The following is a 21,451-nucleotide window of genomic DNA, read 5'->3' as shown; positions in this document are numbered from 1 at the left end:
ATGGGAAAATGCCATGCGGCGCCTGAGTTCAGCGGCCTGTGATAGCTCAGATCGTCTACATATTGAGGGACACAACCTGTATACTATACCCCTGTAAATTAACGCGCGATGTACACTGATATTGAGGAAAGTGATGGCCATCAGTAAGACACATGAAAAAGGTTATACGGTCTATTGCAAAGAGACCAAAACAGACCTTAAGTCACTGATGAATAAGTATATAAACAAAGAAATCAGTGGCAAACCGTTGAGCAGTGGTAACGCCATGCGCAGTGTTGAACTGGTCGAGTACAACTCACAAAAATTTATCATCAAAAACGACCGTGAAGTTGATCCTCGATTTGAGAAAAAAATGCAGAATTTTATCTCCGGCCCCTTTTATTCCAGGCTCATCAAGAAACTGGACACACTCTCCCCGGAAATGCGCGCCTGTACAGCGGATCTCTACTATGCCGCTGAAAAAGTACGCCTTCGTCAGTGTCATGATGTTTATATTATTCATGAATATGTTGAAGGCACTCCTTTAAAAGAAATTAACCATAAGAATACCGATGAAGTGAAGCAGTGCGTTCTGCGCCTTCACAAAGCCGGGTTGGCGTCTAATGATATCCACCCTGGAAATTTCATTCGTACGCCAGGCGGTGAATTAAGAATAATTGACTTATCCTGTAAGGGAAATATGAAGATTTGCCAGGCTAATGATATTTTAGCTTTGCAGCGAAAATATCATATTAACATCAAAGGAAAAGGATTAATCTATAAGCTCATCTGGCTCAAAGAAGCGATAAGATCTTTATCCAGAAAGCTTCGTGGCAAATAGTATTTATTATTTATACGGCCAGAATAAAGAATCTGGCCGTTGGTAGCATTTAATACAAGTCGAGCATTCAATCCCAGCTCAGGATCACTTTCCCTGACTGGCCCGAGCGCATCGCGTCAAAGCCCTGCTGGAATTCATCGATGGAGAATCGATGGGTGATAATCGGCGACAAATCCAGACCAGACTGAATCAATGCGGCCATCTTGTACCAGGTCTCAAACATCTCACGACCGTAGATACCTTTAATAAACAATCCCTTAAAGATAACTTTAGTCCAGTCGATGGACATGTCTGATGGTGGAATACCCAGCATAGCAATACGGCCACCGTGGTTCATGGTGTCCAGCATGGTGCGAAACGCTGGCGGCACGCCGGACATCTCCAGACCGACATCAAACCCTTCGGTCATGCCCAGTTCAGCCATCACGTCGGTCAGACTCTCTTTCGACACGTTGACCGCGCGAGTGATGCCCATTTTACGCGCCAGTTCAAGGCGATACTCATTAACATCGGTAATCACCACGTGGCGTGCGCCAACGTGCCTGGCAACCGCTGCCGCCATAATACCGATTGGACCCGCGCCGGAAACCAGCACATCTTCCCCAACCAGATCGAACGACAGCGCCGTATGCACCGCATTACCGAACGGATCGAAGATAGACGCCAGGTCGTCAGAGATGTTGTCCGGAATTTTAAACGCGTTAAATGCCGGGATCACCAGGTATTCTGCAAAGCAGCCAGGACGGTTTACGCCAACACCGGTCGTATTGCGGCACAGGTGAGTACGTCCACCGCGGCAGTTACGGCAATGCCCGCAGGTGATATGACCTTCGCCTGAAACGCGATCGCCGATTTTAAAGCCTTTAACTTCCTGGCCGATGCCAACAACTTCGCCGACATATTCATGTCCAACGACCATCGGTACCGGGATGGTTTTTTGCGACCATTCATCCCAGTTATAAATGTGAACGTCAGTCCCGCAGATGGCTGTTTTACGGATTTTAATCAGCAAATCGTTATGGCCGACTTCCGGTTCAGGAACGTCGGTCATCCAAATGCCCTCTTCCGCTTTCAGTTTGGATAACGCTTTCATTTCACATCCTCAGGCAATAACGCCCAGTTGTTTACCAATGCGTGTGAACGCCTCAACAGCACGCGTAATCTGCTCAGGGGTATGCGCCGCAGACATCTGGGTACGAATACGCGCCTGACCTTTTGGAACCACCGGATAGAAGAATCCAGTAACGTAAATCCCCTCTTTTTGCAGCTCGCGGGCGAACTCTTGCGCCACTACCGCATCCCCCAACATGACCGGGATAATTGCGTGATCCGCTCCCGCTAACGTAAAGCCTGCGGCAGACATTTGCTCGCGGAACTGACGTGCGTTCGCCCACAGGCGATCGCGCAGCTCGCTGCCTGCTTCGACCATCTCCAGCACTTTAATGGAGGCAGAAACAATGGCAGGAGCCAATGAGTTGGAGAACAGATACGGACGGGAACGCTGACGCAGCCACTCAACAACCTCTTTGCGCGCTGCGGTATAACCGCCAGATGCGCCGCCGAGCGCTTTACCCAGCGTACCAGTGATGATGTCCACACGCCCCATCACGTCACAGTATTCATGTGAGCCACGACCATTTTCGCCGACAAAGCCGACAGCATGGGAATCATCAACCATGACCAGCGCGTCGTATTTATCCGCCAGGTCACAAACGCCTTTCAGGTTAGCAATCACACCATCCATAGAGAACACGCCATCGGTGGCGATCAGGATATGACGGGCTCCCGCTTCACGCGCTTCTTTCAAACGAGCTTCCAGTTCGACCATGTCGTTGTTGGCGTAACGGAAACGCTTTGCTTTACACAAGCGAACACCGTCAATGATAGAAGCGTGGTTGAGCGCATCTGAGATAATCGCATCTTCTGCGCCCAGCAGCGTTTCAAACAGGCCGCCGTTGGCGTCAAAGCAGGAAGAGTAAAGAATGGCATCTTCCATACCGAGGAATGCCGCCAGTTTTTGCTCCAGTTGCTTATGGCTGTCCTGGGTACCGCAAATAAAGCGGACCGAAGCCATACCAAATCCGTGAGAATCCATACCTGCTTTTGCAGCTGCGATCAGTTCTGGGTGGTTAGCCAGCCCCAGATAGTTGTTCGCACAAAAGTTAATAACGTGGCTTCCGTCCGCCACGGTGATATCCGCCTGCTGGGCAGACGTAATAATGCGCTCTTCTTTAAACAATCCTTCCGCACGTGCGGTTTCGAGATCGTTCGTTAACTGTTTGTAAAAATCCCCACGCATTTCAATTCTCCAGACTGGGCAAATTTCAGCACATATTACCCAAAGCTATACGCTGATACGAGATGACGCATCATCACTTCTTCAAAATGAAGCATAAATCACGTATACCCACATGGCTAATCAGTGATGCCGTCGTATGGATTCATTGGACGCACTGAATCGCAACCAATTGAATTGGCTGGATTTTATAAAAAATCATAAAAAAACAACAGCAATAGCAGAAGAATGCCTTTGCAGCATTCTATCTGGTTAGGTAACCCTTCAATCTCATTCAAGCCACTACTTTCGAGTGAGAAAAATTCGCAATGCCTGGAGTTTTGCACCTAAAGCGGTTCGCCGATAAACACGGAACAGATCGAACCATTTGCCACGACCAAGGTAATTAAGCATTAATAGATCAGGGCGCTTGTAATAACACATGACAAAAATACCCTGATCATCATCAACAATATTATTTCTGAGAGTCTCTTTTTGACACTCAGTGACTAATGAGTAAAACTCTTTCCATTTCTCTGGTGAACCAACAATAGCGCCGCCGATAATATAAGTATGATTTCCGATCATAAAATCAAAAACCTGTTTTCTGGATGATATAACCAGACCCTTTTTAATCGTGAAGAGATGCATTTTATTACGGTCAAAAGGGAAGTCCCATACTTTTAATCCGCGAGTAACCTGCGGTTTACGGCAATATCCGAAGTCTACCCAGGCAACCATCGGAGTATTAACTAAGCCTGCATTTATGGCCTTCACTACAAAATATGCTTTTAAATTATTGATCAACACATATTCTGGAGACCAGTACTCAGGGTTACCTAGCTGTCGCGTCTCTAATTTACTCTTAAAAGTATCATCCTGCTGGATTTGTCTTATTTTATTATTAATATGCTTAAATTTTTTACCTAAATCTATGGTTATAATTTTTGTGGACTTACCTTTGCGTATTTCCGCAACTCTGTCCTCAAACTCAGACGAAGTAAAAATAACCATATCATTTTCTAAAGCGGCTAACCGTTTGAAGTAGTCAAAATAGACATCAGAAGATCGGGAAAGTTTTTCACGGAAGCCTTTATTAACAGTCCACTCCCCCCTACCGATATCAAAATATGCTGTCACAATAGTGGTAGACGATTTCATAACCATTTTCAAACCATTAATAAAAAAAATATTATATCACATAGTTTTTGTTTTTGTACATATAATATACATAGATGGATATAAAAAAACTAAGTACATTTAAGATTAATTTAATAGACTTAATAACCATTAAATAAGCATTCTTATACTGGTGTTTATAGGCCTTCTACCGACCCACCATCTTACTTAAGAGGCTGAAGGGATGCCGATGTGATGGTATGATTACAGACATTAGTGTCTGAGATTGTCTCTGACTCCAAAATTCGAAGGTTACATTTATGATCATCGTTACCGGCGGCGCGGGCTTTATCGGCAGCAACATCGTCAAGTCATTGAATGATAAAGGCATCACCGACATCCTTGTGGTGGACAACCTGAAAGATGGCACCAAGTTTGTTAACCTGGTGGATCTGAATATTGCTGACTACATGGACAAGGAAGACTTCCTGATCCAGATTATGGCCGGAGAAGATTTCGGCGATATCGAAGCGATTTTCCACGAAGGCGCATGCTCCTCCACTACCGAGTGGGACGGCAAGTATATGATGGATAACAACTATCAATACTCCAAAGAGCTGTTGCACTACTGCCTGGAGCGTGAAATTCCGTTCCTGTATGCGTCCTCTGCCGCCACCTACGGCGGCCGCACTTCTGATTTCATCGAATCCCGTGAATATGAGAAACCGCTGAACGTTTACGGCTACTCAAAATTCCTGTTCGACGAGTACGTTCGTCAGATCCTGCCAGAAGCCAATTCTCAGATTGTTGGCTTCCGCTATTTCAACGTCTACGGACCGCGTGAAGGCCATAAAGGCAGTATGGCGAGCGTCGCTTTCCACCTCAACACCCAGCTCAACAATGGCGAAACACCAAAACTGTTCGAAGGCAGTGAAAACTTCAAGCGTGATTTCGTTTACGTAGGCGATGTGGCTGCGGTGAACCTGTGGTTCCTGGAAAACGGGGTTTCCGGCATCTTTAACCTTGGTACCGGTCGTGCGGAATCTTTCCAGGCCGTTGCCGATGCAACGCTTGCGTACCACAAAAAAGGCAGCATTGAGTACATCCCATTCCCGGAAAAACTGAAAGGTCGCTATCAGGCGTTTACCCAGGCCGATCTGACTAATCTGCGTGCTGCGGGCTATGACAAGCCGTTTAAAACCGTTGCTGAAGGTGTAACGGAATATATGGCCTGGCTGAACCGCGACGCGTAAGTATGAAAATTTTGGTGGTAGGCCCGTCCTGGGTGGGCGACATGATGATGTCGCAAAGTCTCTATCGCACGCTTAAGGCGCGCTATCCCCAGGCGATAATCGACGTGATGGCACCTGCATGGTGCCGTCCGTTATTGTCGCGCATGCCTGAAGTTAACGAAGCTATCGCCATGCCGCTGGGACACGGCGCGCTGGAGATCGGCGAGCGGCGTAAACTCGGTCATAGCCTGCGTGAAAAACGCTATGACCGCGCCTATGTGCTGCCTAACTCGTTTAAATCCGCGCTGGTACCGTTTTTTGCTGGCATTCCCCATCGTACCGGATGGCGTGGTGAAATGCGCTACGGCCTGCTAAACGATGCGCGCGTGCTGGATAAAGATGCCTGGCCGCTGATGGTCGAACGCTATGTAGCCCTGGCCTATGATAAAGGCGTAATGCTGTCAGCTAAAGATTTACCGCAGCCTCTGCTATGGCCGCAGTTGCAGGTAAGCGAAGGTGAAAAGTCCCTGACCTGTCGCCAGTTTTCCCTTTCTGCCGAACGCCCCATCATCGGCTTTTGCCCTGGTGCGGAATTTGGTCCAGCGAAACGCTGGCCACATTACCACTACGCAGACCTGGCGAAGCAACTGATCGATGAAGGCCATCAGATTGTGCTTTTTGGCTCTGCAAAAGACCTTGACGCCGGAAATGAGATCCTGGCGACGCTGAGCGTTGATCAGCAGGCCTGGTGCCGTAATCTGGCGGGCGAAACACAGCTGGAGCAGGCCGTCATTCTGCTCGCCGCCTGCAAAGCGGTGGTCACCAACGACTCTGGATTAATGCACGTTGCCGCAGCGTTGAATCGACCTCTGGTAGCGTTATATGGCCCCAGCAGCCCGGATTTTACTCCGCCGCTTTCACACAAGGCGCGCGTAATTCGCTTGATTACGGGCTATCACAAAGTACGCAAGGGAGATGCAGCAGAAGGCTATCATCAGAGCCTGATTGACATCACACCCCAGCGCGTGCTGGAAGAACTTAACGACCTGTTGTTACAAGAGGAAGCCTGACGGATGCGGGTATTGATCGTTAAAACATCGTCTATGGGCGATGTACTGCATACGTTACCGGCATTAACCGATGCGCAGCAGGTCATGCCGGATATTCAATTTGATTGGGTAGTGGAAGAAGGCTTCGCGCAGATCCCATCCTGGCATGCAGCCGTTGACCGGGTGATCCCAGTGGCGATCCGCCGCTGGCGTAAAGCCTGGTTTTCAGCGCCGATTAAAGCCGAGCGTAAAGCCTTTCGCGATGCGGTGCGTTTACAGCAGTATGACGCGATAATTGATGCGCAGGGTCTGGTAAAAAGCGCGGCGTTGGTTACGCGTCTGGCACGTGGCATCAAGCATGGTATGGACTGGAGCACGGCGCGCGAACCATTGGCGAGCCTGTTTTATAATCGCAAACATCACATTGCCAAACAGCAGCACGCGGTAGAACGTACGCGTGAATTGTTCGCCAAAAGTCTGGGATATTCCAGGCCCCAGTCGCAGGGTGATTACGCTATCGCTCAGCATTTTCTGAAAGAACGTAATGCTGATGCGGGCCAGTATGCTGTATTTCTGCATGCCACAACGCGTGATGATAAGCACTGGCCAGAAGCCAACTGGCGGGAGCTAATTGGCCTGTTAAATAACGCTGGCATACGTATTAAACTGCCATGGGGTGCTCCTCATGAAGAAGCACGAGCCCGTAGGCTGGCAAATGGTTTTTCTTATGTTGATGTTCTTCCACGGATGACTTTGGGAGAGGTCGCTCGCGTACTGGCGGGGGCAAAATTTGTGGTGTCGGTTGATACAGGCCTGAGTCATTTAACCGCTGCACTGGATCGCCCTAATATTACGTTGTACGGTCCAACGGACCCAGGATTGATTGGTGGGTATGGGAAGAATCAAGTGGCATGTCGCTCAGAAAGTGAAAATCTTTCAGACTTGCGTTCTTCGACCGTATTAGAATCAATTAATTGCAATTTTTTAAATAATTGTCTGTAAGTGTCGGAGAAATGATGGCTTTAACAAAGTTTTTTTTAGATGAGAAAAAAAACTGGAAGATAAACTGGAATAGAGGACTTATATTTCTGTTTGTCGCCACCTATTTCTTAGGTGGTATTACTCGTTATAAACATTTGATTGTCATCCTGATGACTATCACAACGATAGTTTATTTATGTAAGAATCCTCGACATTATATTCCTATTTTTAAAACATTTGTTTTTGCAAGTGTATCATTTCTTGTAATCGCTACCTTCGTCTCTTTAGTGTTCACTCCTGAACTAAAAGCTAGCCTGAAAGAGATAAACAACTCAGTTGTTGAAAATGTCTTATTATGCACTATTGCGATCCCTGTATTACTAAGAGAAGAAAGCAAAGAAACCATTTCAAAGTTGATATTCTTCTCGTTCCTTACAGCTCTTAGTTTGCGATGCCTTTCAGAACTTGTCCTTTATTATCAGGACTATCAGCAAGGAATCATGCCTTTTACTAATTACCAACATCGCGGAATTTCAGATGCAATGGTGTTTTTATTCCCAGTGCTTCTGAATCTATGGCTCGTTAAATCAGCGAAATACCGTATATTATTCCTGTTGTTAGGGGCGATATACACCTTTTTAATTCTTGGAACATTGTCCCGTGGCGCATGGTTATCTGTATTCATTATTGCTCTTACATGGATAATCATGTACAAACAATGGCGATTGCTTACTGTAGGAATCCTCGTAGCTATTGTTGCTCTGACAGCTATATTTTCACACAAAGATATGTCAGAAAAACTGACCTTTAAATTGCAGCAAACTGACAGTTCATATCGCTATACTAACGGTACGCAAGGAAGTGCGTTTGACCTAATCTTAGAAAATCCAGTTATTGGTTATGGTTTTGGTAATAACGCTTATAAAACTGTATACAACAAGCGTGTTGTTGATTATCCAAACTGGACATTCCGCGAGTCAATTGGACCACACAACCTTATTCTTTTTGTATGGTTTGGTACAGGATTACTTGGACTTGTGGGTTTAATACTGGTGTACACTAGCATTGTGAGAGAATGTGTTACGCATGCATTTAGGGAGAATTACTATTCCCCATACAATGCTTATATAATAATTTTACTTTCATTTTTCGGTTATTTTATTATACGTGGCAACGTTGAGCAGATTGAGTTAGATCTGTTGGGTATTTTTGCAGGTTTTCTGTTAGCGCTGAAGAATAAATAAAATAGTAAAAAAAGGCTACTTTATGTAGCCTTTTTTTCACTCGAACCAGTTACAAATAACCTCTTCAAACCGTTGTGTAACCGCAGACCAACTATAGTTTCCAAAGACATATTGCTGACCTCGTTGGGCGGTATCCGCTAAACTACATTCCGCCATTACCCTGGTAATATCCTGAGCAATAGTTTCTGCAGTCATCGGCTCTGTAAGGTGATAGCCTGTAATTTTATCTTTAACAAACTCAACCATGCCGCCTCGAGTACTGACTAATACAGGTCTTCCAGCGCCCATAGCCTCAATAGCCACCATACAAAATGGCTCCTGAAATTGAGAAGGAATCACAACTATATCTGCCAGTGGATAGTAATAGTGCATTTTCTCGGGTGAGATACTACCTAACATAATACAATGTGGTTTGAGGCGCTCAGCTATTTCCCGAACTTCACGCTGATAATCACCTTTATCGTTCTTACTTACTTCCATGTGATCACCAACAACCACAAGCTTCAGATTTTTGTTCTCATGCAGCAACTTTTCAAAAGCCTGCAGAAGTAAGAGAACGCCTTTATCAGGGACTATACGTCCAGCAAAAAATACCACCTTGCTTTCAGGGGGAATACTTAATTTATTTTTTGATATTGATTCATATGACGATTGATAGATATCCAGGTCAATACCATTAGGCACAATAACAATATCAGCTTCAGGAAGATAAGATTGATAATAGTTCTTCAAAAACAAACTTGGTACGATCATCTTAACTTTTTTATCAAGCAACTTAGGTTCAAACGCATTATGCATATGAATCACAACTTTAGCCTGAGGAGCTTGCGAACGAATTTGTCGATATAGCTTCATACTGTTATGGACAACAATCACACTTTGATCGGTTATCTCAAACTTTTCGGCAACTTTCAGTATGCGCTTTGAATAAGGTAACGGATCCAGCCGAGTCCACTTTTGGAAAATACGCTTATATACCGAGCTAAATCCAATACGATGAATACTACATTTTTCGTTTACGTAAGAATAATCAGAATATCCTTCATTCTTTATACAGACAATACGATTAGGGAATTTGGTTCTTTGGGCAACCTGATACATCCAGGTCTCAACTGCTGCGGCACCACGTGGTGGAATAGAATAAATAGGTGTTACAGTAAATATGATTTTATCAATCATAAAGATCACCATTACATTGTTTTATATTTAATTGCTGCGATCAGGCCTGGAATTATTTTATTTTGATAAAGAAGGTGTTTATATTCTTCTCTATATTCGTGCTTTTGTTTTGCAACTTGATAAGGCTGATTCTTCCATGGTGACTTCTCATATACTGTGCGGAAAAATTGTGCTGAGGAATAGTCAGCCCACTCGTGCCATGGTTTTGTTACACCAGTATAATGAATAAATACTGTCTCTTCATTAATCACTGATTTATAGTAATTTTTATTTTTAATCTCAAACTCAGACTTCAATGAATAAATTGAGTTATATTTCCTCGGTAGTAATACCGCATGATGCAAAAACATGATATTTAAAATATCCTGGTCAGGATATTTTACTCTGGAAACTATACTTTCATCTGACAATAATTCGAAGAATTTTTTCGTTAAATTAGAGTTAAGCCATTGCTGCAAGTTTATATACATGACACCCGAGTTAAAGTAGTTGCCTTTAAACTCAGGATTATGTAGACGCTCTGCACTTTTATCCTGCATTGAATCAACATCTACTACAACCGCACCATATTCCCCATCAAATTTCAGTGCAGCAAGATCCTCTAAAGAGCCTTTACACGTAATATCAGCATCAAGATATAGCAGTCGATCTAATCGTTCAGAAAAATAATCAAATGAAAGCAAGCGATAGTATATTGACACTGGCCATATATTTGTTTTAGGTAGTGACACCAACGGTTCAGAATCAATATGATATAGCTTAATAACTGTTTTATACTGTTCTGCTAATTGTGTCAAAAGTACAATATATTCTTGATCTAAATAATCCGCAATAATATGAAAAGTAAAATCAATATTACTCTGTTTATTATTTTCAAGGATTGAGGCAATAGAAATTGCCGCGCCAGTTTGGTAATTTTTATCGATTCCCCATGAGATATTAAAAGTGTCACGATCATCACATGGTGTAACACGTCTGTCTAACTCAATAATATCTTTGAAGTTAGTTAATCTTTTGAAGTCCAAGTTAATTACCTTTAATTATTTCAGCTATATTTTCCAGAGGCTAAGATATGCATTGTCGTTGATTATTTTAACAATATACTTAGCCAGCAGTTAACCTTTCAACTTGGTCAGATAATAATTAAAGTAGTTACACAGTCCCTGAACGTATAACCCTTGTTTAAATTTATGCTTTGCACAATATCTGAATTGATTGCTATTGGTCGGTTTGAGAAGCGCTACTGAATGCCAGGGCGAGGCCTCTTTCGCAACTAAAAAACTCTTCGATACCGGATAGTTGGACCACTCATGCCAGGGTTTTGTCGGTCCCACATAATGAATGAAGACAGTTTCATGATTCACAGGATTGACTACTTTATCTTTCAGTTCATAATTAATGCTAAAGCGTGTATTGTATTTACCATTGATAAAAGTTACTTTTCCGGCTAACAACACATTAAGGACATCTTGATCAAGATGAGTTATTCTTTCCACCCATTCTGGAACTCGCAACATTTCAATGGCTCGGGAAGAGATATTATTACTGTGCCATACATTGATGTTGATAAGTAAGAATCCAGCATTAAAGTATCCGGTGATTAATTCTGGAGTGGCCAGCGTTACAGAACGATTATGCCACCATTCGGAATCTCTTTCCGTTACAACGACAGCGATCTCATCTGCGGAAAACTTATAATCGACCAGTTCTCGTACACTACCCTGGCAAGCAATATCGGCATCCAGGTATAATAACTTATCTATTTTATTATAGAAATAATCTGCAATAACAAAACGGAAGTATGTTGCATAAGTCCAGTTTTTTGTACTAGGTAAGTCTTTTAATTTATTGCAATCAATTAGGTAAACTTTGATACAGGATTGATATTGTTTAGCAAGATCGGCGAATCTGGCTTTATCACTCTCATCGAAATAATCAGTAAATATATGAAATGTGAAATCGATTTTTTTATTCGACAATAATACAGAGGCTATTGATACACCGCAGCCAAATAAAAAATTCCTGTCAATACCATAACCGATATTAAAACAGTCTGCAGAAGCATTTTCCCGAAAATCGTACTCAAAAACAGAAAGGATAACTTCTTTATCGCTAAATTGAGACATTTGACTCTTACCAATTTTTGAGAAATAGACCATGTTCTCACATGATGCATTTCAAATAGTTCAGGATAAATTAATCACAGAGATTTACGGATTGTTCTTTCGCGTATTTTATTAGCTTTAACCTGAGCTTCCTTGAACAAATCAGCCTCCTGACTTAGGATGCTTTTCAACGGCAACTCGCAATAGATGCGTAGAAATCTATAAATATCACGCTGGGTTAATCCAATGTTCATGGACGAAAAATAGAGACCGATTAAGTCCTTATCGCGCCAGCGTCGGGGAACAGTCGACCGAATCTGAGCACGGTGCAAATCAATCACTGAAATCTTGAGATCGTCCTCATGCCCTGAAAAAGGCAGATGTAATAAAAAGTGGCAAATATAGCAATCGCGATGATTGATTCCTCCAGCATGCATCTTACGCACCATGGTGGCAACACGATCAATAATTATACGCTTCACTTTCACATCGGGAGAATTTGTGGCCCAATCAGCACAGTAATCTTCTAAGCTGATAGTTGGTGTGAGATCCTCAGTAATAATAAACGAGGTTTTAGTCAGTGGATTCAACCCTTTCTCACCAAATCCCACGCCTGTCATTGTATCCACACCTAACTGACTCAGGCGATGAATGGCATTCCATTCTCTATCAGCACCCAATACTGGCATGCGTAATGAAAGTAGGTTTTTAACAATCTCTTTCAGAGAAGTGCCTCTGTGCCATTTTAAAAAATAGCTTTTACCCGTTAGTTCAAATCGTAGAGTACGGCGAGTCTCCAGTTCTCTGAATACTTCACCTTGTAAATTTTTAACTTCTTCAAATGCATCTTTCCCGCGCCATAGTGTGGCTAACGGTTCTTTTAATTCAACCATCTAAACCACCCGTAATCATATCAGCAGCTTTCTCCGGTAGGCTGTATAAATCTTGCGTATCCGCATAGTGTCGTGCATTTGCCCTCCATTCCAAACACAATGAAGGCTCTACTAGCGCTTTACGTAAGGCTTCATTCAGCGTTTCTTGCCGGAATGGTTCTGTAATTGCCATACCACAATTAGCATCAACAATATAATGCGCGTAACCGCATACGGCTGTGGTCAACACCGGCAGCCCGGCAGTGATTGCTTCTAGTAAAACAATACCTGCCGCCTCCTGATAAGCTGGATGCATCAATATATCAGCCGCTGCCATTAATTCTGCAACATCATTACGGCCAGAGTAGAAATGGACATTACTGCGTACGCCAAGTTTTTCCGCCAGCGCCTCAAATTTTCTCGGTCTGTCTTGTCCAACAACATACAGTAGCGTATTAGTTCGAAGCGTTTCTGGTAACGAGGCCAGTGCACGTATTGAACGATCCACACCTTTACGAGTGAAATCAGAACCTACCTGCAATAATAGATTTTGTTGCTCTGTTATACCGTTTTTCTGGCGATAAACTTCACGGCTATTCGGAATCTGCTGGCTATACTTCCTGTCTGGATAAATCCCTGGAGGAAGAATATGAAATCGTTGAGCTTCTGTCTGATAGTGTTTCTGAAAATCAGCAATCTGCTTATCAGTTAGCATTAATAGTTGCGTCGGTTTACCCTGCTCAAACGTCGCGCGTTCAAACGCTGCATAGTGCCGATATCGTGAAGTTAACCGATAGAGGAAACCTTTTTCTTGTGCCACTTTCTCGGCATAGCAAACGTCAGCAGCATAGTAGAGATCCAGCCCTGGCATTTTATTAAAACCAACTACCCGATCGACAGGGTGCTGAAGTAAATGTGCCTGGACCCAGGAATAATACTCCGCATTGCGACCATGGTTTGTCCGGGACTTGACCGGTACAAGAACCAATTCAAAAACGTCAGGACACTCACCTTCCCAGGACTGCGCATAGACACGAACATGGTGACCACGTGCCGCTACAGTTTGCGCAATGCGCATAAAATCACGCTGTAACCCACCGAATGGGAAGTATTTATACAAACAGAAAGCAACAATCATACGGGACTCCCCGCTTGTGGCGGCACAAGTCTACCCGGTAATAATTTATCGATAGCAGCAATAACATCGTCAGCGGGAATCACCGAAAGATACATTTCATTGCGATCGCGCTGCTCGCGTGGAGGCATCGGACGATAATCACCAGCCCAAAATTGAATCATCTGCTTTGACCATGGTCGCCAAAAATTATGATCCGTTGCGCCAAACAGGCATATCAATGGTGTATCAACCGCAGCAGCAATGTGTCCCGGAGCAGAGTCCACCCCAATAAACAACTGCGCATGATCGATAACCGCTCCTAGCTCGGGGAAGCTCATCTTTCCCGCCAGCGCAGTAACGGGCTTTTCTTTGCAACCTTGTGCAATTTCATTCACGCAAGCCAGATCGTCTTCGCCTGGGCCTGAGGTCATAACTACCTCCAAACCACGCTGGTGTAAGGCGTCAATTACCTGTGAAAACTTTTCGTTATTCCAGCACTTGAAGCGTTGGCGTGCCGTTGGTTGAATTACAACATATTCATCACCAACCCCAGCCCGATTTAATTCTGTGCGCATACGTTCCCAGCTATCCGGAGGATAGCTCATTGTTGTATGCGTAACAGTCGATTTAAGTTTCAACGGGGCCAGCACAGACAGATTGCTTTCCACCACATTTTCACCGCTAAGCGGGGCCAGACATGTAAAACTATTTTTCCAAAAAGAAGATTGCCGATGTGCATAATCTTGAGAGATTTTGATTGGCGCGTTCAGTAGCCGCATCAGTATCGCAACCATCCACTGATCGGTAAGGTTTACAACTAAATCATACCCATTTGCGCGCAACGTTCCGATCAGGTGCAGAAAATTAGTAATTTTATCAGTTACTTTTGCCTTTTTATTTTTAATACCATAAAGGGCATTAATTTCTGGGTTTTCCGACAAAATTGGGATGGTATCCTGATAGAGAAGCACGTCGATTTTCGCATCAGGATAGTTCTGCTTTAGCGTACTAATGACCGGAGTTGTTAACAACATATCTCCGTGAAAACGCATTTTTATGACCAGAATTCTATTAATTGGCTTATCCACAAGCGGCTCTTTTATCGTGAGTGTCCGGTAAAGTTAAGCAGAAAAAAGCACGCTACCGCCCCAGGCTCAACAGCTACCTGATTACTGATATCGCACTGATTTTTTACGCGCTAGTGTATCACTTCTTTCTCCATGTTCCGACTCGAATAATTCTTGCACAGCCAATGATTTTAAAACATATAAATCAATGAATTAAGATGTTCAGACCTTTTGATTTTTAGCCCTCTATCTCGACTAAACCGGAAAATATCAACAGAAAACGTAAAGATGCAAAAGATGCTGGTACCCTGGACTTCCCCCGCGAGGGACGCTATTTAATTTAAAAATGGGAAAAGTATTGGTAAAGCCACAGCTAAATACATAGAATCCCCAGCACATTCATAAGTCAGCTACCATTATGCTCGAATTGCTTTACACCGCCCTTTTCTACCTTATTCAGCCTTTGATCTGGATACGGCTTTGGGTGCGCGGACGTAAGGCTCCGGCCTACCGTAAACGCTGGGGTGAACGTTACGGCTTTTACCGCCGTCCGCTAAAACCAGGCGGCATCATGCTTCATTCGGTTTCCGTGGGCGAAACGCTGGCAGCTATCCCATTAGTCCGCGCTCTACGACATCGTTACCCCGACTTGCCGATCACGGTTACCACCATGACGCCAACCGGTTCCGAGCGCGTACAATCCGCTTTTGGCCCTGACGTTCAGCATATTTATCTGCCATACGATTTACCGGATGCCCTAAACCGTTTCCTGAATAAAGTTGACCCCAAGCTGGTGCTAATTATGGAAACCGAGCTGTGGCCGAATCTGATCGCGGCACTGCATAAGCGCCATATTCCGCTGGTCATTGCCAATGCACGTCTTTCCGCTCGCTCAGCTGCTGGCTACGCTAAATTAGGTAAATTTGTTGGCAGGCTACTGCGCCGAATTACGTTGATTGCCGCCCAGAACGAAGAAGATGGCGCTCGTTTTATCACGCTTGGTGCCAGAAGCAATCAGGTCACCGTTACCGGTAGCCTGAAGTTTGATATTTCCGTCACGCCGCAGCTGGCCGCAAAAGCGATTACATTGCGCCGTCAATGGGCACCTCACCGCCCGGTATGGATTGCAACCAGCACGCACGACGGCGAAGAAAGCATTATCATTGCCGCCCATCAGGCGTTATTAAACCAGTTCCCTAATCTTTTACTGATTCTGGTACCCAGACATCCTGAACGGTTCCCGGATGCCATTAACCTCGTACGCCAGGCTGGGCTAAGCTATACGACACGTTCTTCAGGCGAAGTTCCGTCATCAGGAACCCAGGTCGTAATCGGCGACACCATGGGCGAGTTGATGTTGCTGTACGGCATTGCCGACCTTGCTTTTGTTGGCGGTTCGCTGGTTGAACGCGGTGGACACAACCCACTGGAAGCCGCGGCGCACGCCATTCCGGTACTGATGGGGCCACATACTTTTAATTTTAAAGATATTTGCGCCCGCCTCGAACAGGCAAGCGGATTGATCACCGTCACCGACGCAACTACGCTGGTGAAAGAGGTCTCTTCTTTACTGACCGATGCAGATTATCGTAATTTTTATGGCCGTCACGCAGTTGAAGTTCTGTATCAAAATCAGGGCGCGCTTCAGCGTCTGCTGCAGCTGCTGGAACCTTATCTGCCACCCAAAACGCATTGAGGCAAGTCATGCAAAAACGGGCGATTTATCCAGGAACCTTTGATCCCATTACTAACGGCCACATCGATATCGTGACAAGAGCGACAAGCATGTTCGATCACGTAATCCTGGCAATTGCCGCAAGTCCCAGTAAAAAACCGATGTTTACTCTGGAAGAGCGCGTTGAGCTGGCACAACAGGCAACGGCGCATCTCGGTAATGTGGAGGTTCTGGGATTCAGCGACCTGATGGCAAACTTTGCCCGCGATAATCAGGCTAACATTCTGATCCGTGGCCTGCGTGCGGTAGCTGATTTTGAGTATGAAATGCAGCTGGCCCATATGAACCGTCATCTGATGCCACAACTGGAAAGCGTCTTTCTGATGCCGTCTAAAGAGTGGTCATTTATCTCATCGTCACTGGTGAAAGAAGTTGCCCGCCACCAGGGTGACGTAGCGCACTTTCTGCCGGAAAACGTTCATCAGGCATTATTGAGTAAACTGAAGTAATGCGTCTGGCCGGATGAGGCATACGCTACGTCCGGCCAATAATGGTGTTATTTCTGACAGCGACGGCAATAAAACGTTGTGCGCTGAGCGTGTTTTGTCGCAATGATTGGCGCGCCGCATACGCGACAGGGTTCACTTTCTCTCCCATAGACCTGCAGCTCCTGGGCAAAATAACCCGGCTTACCGTCGCTTTGCAGAAAGTCCTTCAGCGTGGTCCCGCCCTGCTCGATAGAACGCAGCAAAACCGCCTTGATAACGCGCACCAGCAGTTCGCACTCATCCTGCGACAAAGATGACGCCAGACGGTCAGGATGGATACCAGCCGCAAACAGCGACTCGCTGGCATAGATGTTTCCCACCCCCACGACCAGCTTGTTATCCATCAGCCAGGGTTTAATCGCAGTTTTCTTCTTCGCACATTTCTGCTGCAGATAACCAGCATTGAAATCGTCGCTCAGCGGCTCAGGGCCAAGATGGGCGAGGACATTATGCCCATCCAGCTCTTTAGTCCACAGCCAGGCGCCAAAACGACGCGGATCGGTATAGCGCAGGACTTTGCCGTTACTCATCACTAAGTCGACGTGGTCATGTTTTTCTGCCGGAAGCTCTTCAGAAAGGATACGCAAACTACCCGACATCCCCAGGTGAATGATTACCCAGCCATCTGATAGCTCCAGCAGCAGGTATTTCGCGCGCCGCTGTACGCTCAGGACAGGTTTATCACTCAGACGATAGATTTCCTCTGATACTGGCCAACGCAAACGACCGTTACGCACAGTCGCGTGCATAATCGTTGCCCCCACCAGATGCGGCTCAATACCGCGGCGGCTGGTTTCGACTTCAGGTAATTCAGGCATAGTATCTCCGGCGGTGTATCAGGTCTCATTAATATGGGGACGGCCAGAAAACAAAAAACCCCGCCGAGGCAGGGTTTTTCTTTACATCAAAGCGGAAATTATTTGATTTTCGCTTCTTTGTATAAAACGTGCTGACGAACAACTGGATCGAACTTTTTCAGCTCCAGTTTTTCCGGCTTAGTACGTTTGTTCTTCGTGGTGGTATAGAAGTGACCAGTACCAGCAGAAGAAACCAGCTTGATTTTCTCACGAATACCTTTAGCCATGATTTATTTCCTCTTAGTACTTAGTACTTTTCGCCACGGGCACGCAGTTCAGACAGAACTGTTTCGATGCCTTTCTTATCAATAACACGCATACCTTTAGCAGATACACGCAGGGTGACAAAACGCTTCTCGCTCTCAACCCAAAAACGGTGAGAGTGCAGGTTAGGCAGGAAACGGCGTTTAGTCGCGTTCAGTGCGTGGGAACGGTTGTTACCGGTCACCGGACGCTTGCCAGTAACTTGGCAGACTCGGGACATGTCTATTCTCCAAAAATCAAATTAGCTCGAGCTTCGTATGGGGTATTGGCGCCTCGTCAGGCTTCTCAGCCCGGTTATCGCAGTTCAATACACTAAATCTTTCATCGTTGCCTCGTCATTGGACGCAACAAGAATGATTTTGCGTATTTGCGAACTCTCGATTGCCAGGCCCAAATGCCAAACCCGAGATTCTCAAAGGTGGCGTAGTATACGCTGAGTCAGCGATGTGCTCAAGTCCCGAACAGACAAAGATCCCGATGGATCGCGTAAAGTGCGTTAAATCCAACCGCGTTCCGCAAAAGAAACGTACTCTCCGCGCCCAATGACCAGATGATCAAGCACCCGGATATCCATGAACTGACAGCATTTCACAACACGCTCGGTGATGAGTTTATCTGCTTTGCTCGGCTCTGCACACCCCGAAGGGTGATTATGTGCAAGGATCACCGCAGAAGCATTCATTTTTATCGCTTCGCGGACAATTTCTCGCGGATGCACTTCAACGTGGCTTAGCGTTCCGGAAAAAAGTTTACGGTGTTTAATCACGCGATGTTGAGAATCCATAAAGATCACATAAAAGATCTCGCGTTCCTCTTGCGAAAGCTGGCTTTGCAGAAATTCACGCGCCATTTCCGGGCTAAGTATCGCACGCTCCTCTATCACCTGTACGTTGTAGTAGCGCCTTGCCAGCTCCACTATTCCCTTCAACTGTGCGTACTTCGCGATACCGATGCCCTGAACATAGCTGAAATCCATGTAATCAGCAGACAACAGGCCATACAACGAATCAAAATGCTGAAGCATCTCTTTCGCCAGCGTAAGCACATCTTTACCCAGTATCCCGGTGCGTAGAAAAAGAGCCAGTAGCTCTACGTCGGTCAGCGAACTGGCCCCCTGCGCCAACAGCTTTTCCCTAGGCATTATACGTCCTGTATTTTCCATGCTTTTCCCCTCCTTTCGCGTCCGCATAGTGGCATAACGCCAGCGGCGAATCGACGCTCTGTTTTCACTTCTTCGTAGAGCCTCGCAAACTGGAGCGCGGGCAAAAGCACGACACATTGCGGATTGTGATAAAATATCCGCCTTCTGGTGAAACCCAACAGGAAAGATCATGATGAGCCTGGCCGGTAAAAAAATCGTACTTGGCGTCAGTGGCGGGATTGCTGCGTACAAAACCCCTGAGCTGGTGCGTCGTTTACGGGAACGCGGCGCAGACGTCCGCGTGGCGATGACCGAAGCAGCAAAAGCGTTTATTACTCCTCTGAGCTTACAGGCGGTTTCGGGCTATCCCGTTTCCGACAGCCTGCTTGACCTCGCAGCCGAAGCCGCGATGGGCCACATTGAGCTGGGGAAATGGGCCGATTTGGTTATACTGGCCCCTGCGACGGCAGACCTGATTGCCCGCGTTGCCGCAGGTATGGCCAACGATCTGGTGTCTACGATCTGTCTGGCAACGCCAGCGCCTGTTGCCGTGCTGCCGGCTATGAACCAGCAGATGTACCGCGCTGCCGCAACCCAACACAATCTGGGCATTCTTGCCTCGCGCGGTTTGCTCATTTGGGGTCCTGACAGCGGTAGTCAGGCATGTGGTGATGTCGGTCCTGGACGTATGCTGGATCCGTTAACAATTGTGGATATGGCGGCAGAACATTTTTCACCTGTCAAAGATCTGCAACATCTCAACATCATGATTACAGCAGGCCCGACGCGTGAACCGCTTGATCCCGTGCGTTATATTTCCAACCACAGCTCCGGGAAAATGGGATTTGCTATCGCGGCCGCTGCCGCAAAACGCGGGGCAAACGTCACGCTGGTATCAGGTCCGGTTTCGTTACCTACACCGCCTTTTGTCCAGCGCATTGATGTGATGACCGCGCTGGAAATGGAAGCCGCCGTGCAATCTGCGGTGCAACAACAGCATATTTTTATCGGCTGCGCCGCAGTCGCTGATTATCGCGCTGAAACTGTCGCCAGTGAAAAAATCAAAAAACAGGCAACGCAGGGTGATGAATTAACAGTAAAAATGGTCAAAAACCCGGACATCATCGCTGGTGTTGCCGCACTGGATGCTAATCGTCCTTTTGTCGTTGGGTTTGCCGCCGAAACAAATAATGTGGAAGAATATGCCCGGCAAAAACGCATCCGCAAAAACCTTGATGTGATCTGTGCGAACGACGTTTCGCTGTCTACTCAAGGATTTAACAGCGACAGCAACGCATTACACCTTTTTTGGCAGGATGGAGATAAAGTCTTACCGCTTGAGCGCAAAGAACTCCTGGGCCAATTATTACTCGACGAGATCGTGACCCGTTATGATGAAAAAAATCGACGTTAAGATTCTGGACCCGCGCGTAGGGCAACAATTTCCGCTCCCGACGTACGCCACTTCTGGTTCTGCCGGACTTGACCTGCGTGCCTGTCTTGATGACGCCGTAGAACTGGCGCCTGGCGCAACAACGCTGGTGCCAACCGGGTTAGCTATCCACATTGCCGATCCTTCTCTTGCGGCGGTGATGCTCCCGCGCTCCGGGCTGGGCCATAAGCACGGGATCGTACTGGGCAATCTGGTCGGTTTGATTGATTCCGACTACCAGGGCCAGCTGATGGTTTCAATCTGGAACCGTGGTCAGGACAACTTTACTATTGAACCGGGCGAACGTATCGCGCAGATGGTATTTGTACCGGTCGTCCAGGCTGAATTTAATTTGGTGGAAGAGTTTGAAGCCACCGATCGTGGCGAAGGTGGCTTCGGCCATTCCGGGCGCAAGTAACCCGCAGAAAAGTATCTCACAGCGTAATAACGCAATAACACACCGCAAACACCCGT

Annotated in this window: 22 protein-coding genes; 9 read left to right on the top strand and 13 right to left on the bottom strand. The window is 46.0% G+C overall.

Annotation, left to right across the window (positions count from 1 at the left end):
- The first annotated feature begins 133 nt into the window (after positions 1–133).
- Positions 134–820: a lipopolysaccharide core heptose(II) kinase RfaY gene (gene rfaY / locus OGW44_RS07215; RefSeq protein ID WP_185654912.1), complete on the top strand. Its 687-nt coding sequence runs from the start codon at positions 134–136 to the stop codon at positions 818–820.
- A 67-nt stretch (positions 821–887) separates the two neighbouring features.
- Here the strand turns inward: rfaY and tdh are convergent, their stop codons facing one another.
- The 3 genes from tdh to yibB form a co-directional block, all read right to left on the bottom strand.
- Complete coding sequence (tdh, locus tag OGW44_RS07210) at positions 888–1,913, bottom strand: L-threonine 3-dehydrogenase (RefSeq protein WP_185654911.1); 1,026 nt, start codon at positions 1,911–1,913, stop codon at positions 888–890.
- 9 nt (positions 1,914–1,922) lie between these two features.
- On the bottom strand, positions 1,923–3,119 hold the full coding sequence (gene kbl / locus OGW44_RS07205) for a glycine C-acetyltransferase (RefSeq protein WP_046275754.1): 1,197 nt from the start codon (positions 3,117–3,119) through the stop codon (positions 1,923–1,925).
- 279 nt (positions 3,120–3,398) lie between these two features.
- Entirely contained in the window at positions 3,399–4,256 is an 858-nt protein-coding gene (yibB, locus tag OGW44_RS07200) for a protein YibB (RefSeq protein WP_185654953.1), read from the bottom strand.
- A 278-nt stretch (positions 4,257–4,534) separates the two neighbouring features.
- Between yibB and rfaD the strand changes: the two genes are divergently transcribed.
- The 4 genes from rfaD to rfaL are packed head-to-tail and all read left to right on the top strand — an operon-like array spanning position 4,535 to position 8,720.
- Complete coding sequence (gene rfaD, locus OGW44_RS07195) at positions 4,535–5,467, top strand: ADP-glyceromanno-heptose 6-epimerase (RefSeq protein ID WP_003827312.1); 933 nt, start codon at positions 4,535–4,537, stop codon at positions 5,465–5,467.
- Positions 5,468–5,469: 2 nt separating this feature from the next.
- Positions 5,470–6,516: an ADP-heptose--LPS heptosyltransferase RfaF gene (rfaF, locus tag OGW44_RS07190; RefSeq protein ID WP_185654910.1), complete on the top strand. Its 1,047-nt coding sequence runs from the start codon at positions 5,470–5,472 to the stop codon at positions 6,514–6,516.
- A 3-nt stretch (positions 6,517–6,519) separates the two neighbouring features.
- On the top strand, positions 6,520–7,497 hold the full coding sequence (rfaC, locus tag OGW44_RS07185) for a lipopolysaccharide heptosyltransferase RfaC (protein ID WP_019078050.1): 978 nt from the start codon (positions 6,520–6,522) through the stop codon (positions 7,495–7,497).
- Between the two features lie 14 nt (positions 7,498–7,511).
- Complete coding sequence (gene rfaL, locus OGW44_RS07180) at positions 7,512–8,720, top strand: O-antigen ligase RfaL (protein WP_019078049.1); 1,209 nt, start codon at positions 7,512–7,514, stop codon at positions 8,718–8,720.
- Positions 8,721–8,756: 36 nt separating this feature from the next.
- On the opposite strand, the gene OGW44_RS07175 is transcribed toward rfaL, so the two are convergent.
- From OGW44_RS07175 to rfaQ, 6 genes are all read right to left on the bottom strand, one after another.
- The gene (locus tag OGW44_RS07175; RefSeq protein ID WP_185654909.1) at positions 8,757–9,899 is read right to left on the bottom strand and encodes a lipopolysaccharide N-acetylglucosaminyltransferase; all 1,143 of its coding nucleotides are present in this window, start codon (positions 9,897–9,899) and stop codon (positions 8,757–8,759) included.
- An 11-nt stretch (positions 9,900–9,910) separates the two neighbouring features.
- Positions 9,911–10,924, bottom strand: coding sequence for a glycosyltransferase family 8 protein (locus OGW44_RS07170; RefSeq protein ID WP_185654908.1), 1,014 nt, complete (start codon positions 10,922–10,924; stop codon positions 9,911–9,913).
- A gap of 90 nt (positions 10,925–11,014) precedes the next feature.
- Positions 11,015–12,025, bottom strand: a complete 1,011-nt coding sequence (gene waaO / locus OGW44_RS07165; RefSeq protein WP_185654952.1) for a lipopolysaccharide 3-alpha-galactosyltransferase — start codon at positions 12,023–12,025, stop codon at positions 11,015–11,017.
- 74 nt (positions 12,026–12,099) lie between these two features.
- A complete protein-coding gene (rfaP, locus tag OGW44_RS07160; RefSeq protein ID WP_019078045.1) occupies positions 12,100–12,897 on the bottom strand; it encodes a lipopolysaccharide core heptose(I) kinase RfaP in 798 nt (265 codons plus the stop codon).
- Positions 12,890–14,014 carry a glycosyltransferase family 4 protein gene (locus OGW44_RS07155; protein ID WP_185654907.1) on the bottom strand — a complete coding sequence of 375 codons (1,125 nt, stop codon included), beginning with the start codon at positions 14,012–14,014 and terminating at the stop codon, positions 12,890–12,892. The genes rfaP and OGW44_RS07155 overlap by 8 nt, the downstream gene beginning before the upstream one ends.
- Positions 14,011–15,081: a lipopolysaccharide core heptosyltransferase RfaQ gene (gene rfaQ, locus OGW44_RS07150; protein ID WP_181626787.1), complete on the bottom strand. Its 1,071-nt coding sequence runs from the start codon at positions 15,079–15,081 to the stop codon at positions 14,011–14,013. Before rfaQ ends, OGW44_RS07155 begins: the two co-directional genes overlap by 4 nt.
- Positions 15,082–15,478: 397 nt before the next feature.
- Between rfaQ and waaA the strand changes: the two genes are divergently transcribed.
- Both waaA and coaD read left to right on the top strand, forming a co-directional pair.
- Complete coding sequence (gene waaA / locus OGW44_RS07145; RefSeq protein WP_131347192.1) at positions 15,479–16,756, top strand: lipid IV(A) 3-deoxy-D-manno-octulosonic acid transferase; 1,278 nt, start codon at positions 15,479–15,481, stop codon at positions 16,754–16,756.
- An 8-nt stretch (positions 16,757–16,764) separates the two neighbouring features.
- The gene (gene coaD / locus OGW44_RS07140; RefSeq protein ID WP_047358802.1) at positions 16,765–17,244 is read left to right on the top strand and encodes a pantetheine-phosphate adenylyltransferase; all 480 of its coding nucleotides are present in this window, start codon (positions 16,765–16,767) and stop codon (positions 17,242–17,244) included.
- 47 nt (positions 17,245–17,291) lie between these two features.
- Here the strand turns inward: coaD and mutM are convergent, their stop codons facing one another.
- The 4 genes from mutM to radC all read right to left on the bottom strand — a co-directional run bounded on the left by mutM (position 17,292) and on the right by radC (position 19,566).
- A complete protein-coding gene (gene mutM, locus OGW44_RS07135; RefSeq protein WP_137379813.1) occupies positions 17,292–18,101 on the bottom strand; it encodes a bifunctional DNA-formamidopyrimidine glycosylase/DNA-(apurinic or apyrimidinic site) lyase in 810 nt (269 codons plus the stop codon).
- Between the two features lie 98 nt (positions 18,102–18,199).
- Complete coding sequence (rpmG, locus tag OGW44_RS07130) at positions 18,200–18,367, bottom strand: 50S ribosomal protein L33 (protein ID WP_003024094.1); 168 nt, start codon at positions 18,365–18,367, stop codon at positions 18,200–18,202.
- 20 nt (positions 18,368–18,387) lie between these two features.
- Positions 18,388–18,624 carry a 50S ribosomal protein L28 gene (gene rpmB, locus OGW44_RS07125; RefSeq protein WP_003024071.1) on the bottom strand — a complete coding sequence of 79 codons (237 nt, stop codon included), beginning with the start codon at positions 18,622–18,624 and terminating at the stop codon, positions 18,388–18,390.
- A gap of 276 nt (positions 18,625–18,900) precedes the next feature.
- The gene (gene radC, locus OGW44_RS07120; protein WP_016154986.1) at positions 18,901–19,566 is read right to left on the bottom strand and encodes a RadC family protein; all 666 of its coding nucleotides are present in this window, start codon (positions 19,564–19,566) and stop codon (positions 18,901–18,903) included.
- Between the two features lie 172 nt (positions 19,567–19,738).
- Between radC and coaBC the strand changes: the two genes are divergently transcribed.
- Positions 19,739–20,959, top strand: a complete 1,221-nt coding sequence (gene coaBC / locus OGW44_RS07115; RefSeq protein WP_137379846.1) for a bifunctional phosphopantothenoylcysteine decarboxylase/phosphopantothenate--cysteine ligase CoaBC — start codon at positions 19,739–19,741, stop codon at positions 20,957–20,959.
- Complete coding sequence (gene dut / locus OGW44_RS07110; protein ID WP_016154988.1) at positions 20,937–21,395, top strand: dUTP diphosphatase; 459 nt, start codon at positions 20,937–20,939, stop codon at positions 21,393–21,395. Before coaBC ends, dut begins: the two co-directional genes overlap by 23 nt.
- Positions 21,396–21,451 lie beyond the last annotated feature (56 nt).

This window comes from Citrobacter sp. Cb023 (genome assembly GCF_030336805.1).
GTDB classification, from domain to species: domain Bacteria; phylum Pseudomonadota; class Gammaproteobacteria; order Enterobacterales; family Enterobacteriaceae; genus Citrobacter; species Citrobacter braakii.
The sequence above is the reverse complement of the archived record's forward strand: the minus strand, read 5'-3'. Positions and strand labels throughout refer to the sequence as shown.

What these genes read in the sequence shown, in the direction of transcription:
- rfaC (WP_019078050.1), top strand. Translation starts at nt 6,520, where the DNA reads ATGCGGGTATTGATCGTTAAAACATCGTCTATGGGCGATGTACTGCAT.
- rfaD (WP_003827312.1), top strand. Translation starts at nt 4,535, where the DNA reads ATGATCATCGTTACCGGCGGCGCGGGCTTTATCGGCAGCAACATCGTC.
- yibB (WP_185654953.1), bottom strand. Translation starts at nt 4,256, where the DNA reads ATGAAATCGTCTACCACTATTGTGACAGCATATTTTGATATCGGTAGG.
- waaA (WP_131347192.1), top strand. Translation starts at nt 15,479, where the DNA reads ATGCTCGAATTGCTTTACACCGCCCTTTTCTACCTTATTCAGCCTTTG.
- radC (WP_016154986.1), bottom strand. Translation starts at nt 19,566, where the DNA reads ATGGAAAATACAGGACGTATAATGCCTAGGGAAAAGCTGTTGGCGCAG.
- dut (WP_016154988.1), top strand. Translation starts at nt 20,937, where the DNA reads ATGATGAAAAAAATCGACGTTAAGATTCTGGACCCGCGCGTAGGGCAA.
- OGW44_RS07175 (WP_185654909.1), bottom strand. Translation starts at nt 9,899, where the DNA reads ATGATTGATAAAATCATATTTACTGTAACACCTATTTATTCTATTCCA.
- rfaP (WP_019078045.1), bottom strand. Translation starts at nt 12,897, where the DNA reads ATGGTTGAATTAAAAGAACCGTTAGCCACACTATGGCGCGGGAAAGAT.
- rpmG (WP_003024094.1), bottom strand. Translation starts at nt 18,367, where the DNA reads ATGGCTAAAGGTATTCGTGAGAAAATCAAGCTGGTTTCTTCTGCTGGT.
- rfaY (WP_185654912.1), top strand. Translation starts at nt 134, where the DNA reads ATGGCCATCAGTAAGACACATGAAAAAGGTTATACGGTCTATTGCAAA.
- waaO (WP_185654952.1), bottom strand. Translation starts at nt 12,025, where the DNA reads ATGTCTCAATTTAGCGATAAAGAAGTTATCCTTTCTGTTTTTGAGTAC.
- kbl (WP_046275754.1), bottom strand. Translation starts at nt 3,119, where the DNA reads ATGCGTGGGGATTTTTACAAACAGTTAACGAACGATCTCGAAACCGCA.
- coaD (WP_047358802.1), top strand. Translation starts at nt 16,765, where the DNA reads ATGCAAAAACGGGCGATTTATCCAGGAACCTTTGATCCCATTACTAAC.
- rfaL (WP_019078049.1), top strand. Translation starts at nt 7,512, where the DNA reads ATGGCTTTAACAAAGTTTTTTTTAGATGAGAAAAAAAACTGGAAGATA.
- OGW44_RS07155 (WP_185654907.1), bottom strand. Translation starts at nt 14,014, where the DNA reads ATGATTGTTGCTTTCTGTTTGTATAAATACTTCCCATTCGGTGGGTTA.
- rfaF (WP_185654910.1), top strand. Translation starts at nt 5,470, where the DNA reads ATGAAAATTTTGGTGGTAGGCCCGTCCTGGGTGGGCGACATGATGATG.
- coaBC (WP_137379846.1), top strand. Translation starts at nt 19,739, where the DNA reads ATGAGCCTGGCCGGTAAAAAAATCGTACTTGGCGTCAGTGGCGGGATT.
- rpmB (WP_003024071.1), bottom strand. Translation starts at nt 18,624, where the DNA reads ATGTCCCGAGTCTGCCAAGTTACTGGCAAGCGTCCGGTGACCGGTAAC.
- tdh (WP_185654911.1), bottom strand. Translation starts at nt 1,913, where the DNA reads ATGAAAGCGTTATCCAAACTGAAAGCGGAAGAGGGCATTTGGATGACC.
- mutM (WP_137379813.1), bottom strand. Translation starts at nt 18,101, where the DNA reads ATGCCTGAATTACCTGAAGTCGAAACCAGCCGCCGCGGTATTGAGCCG.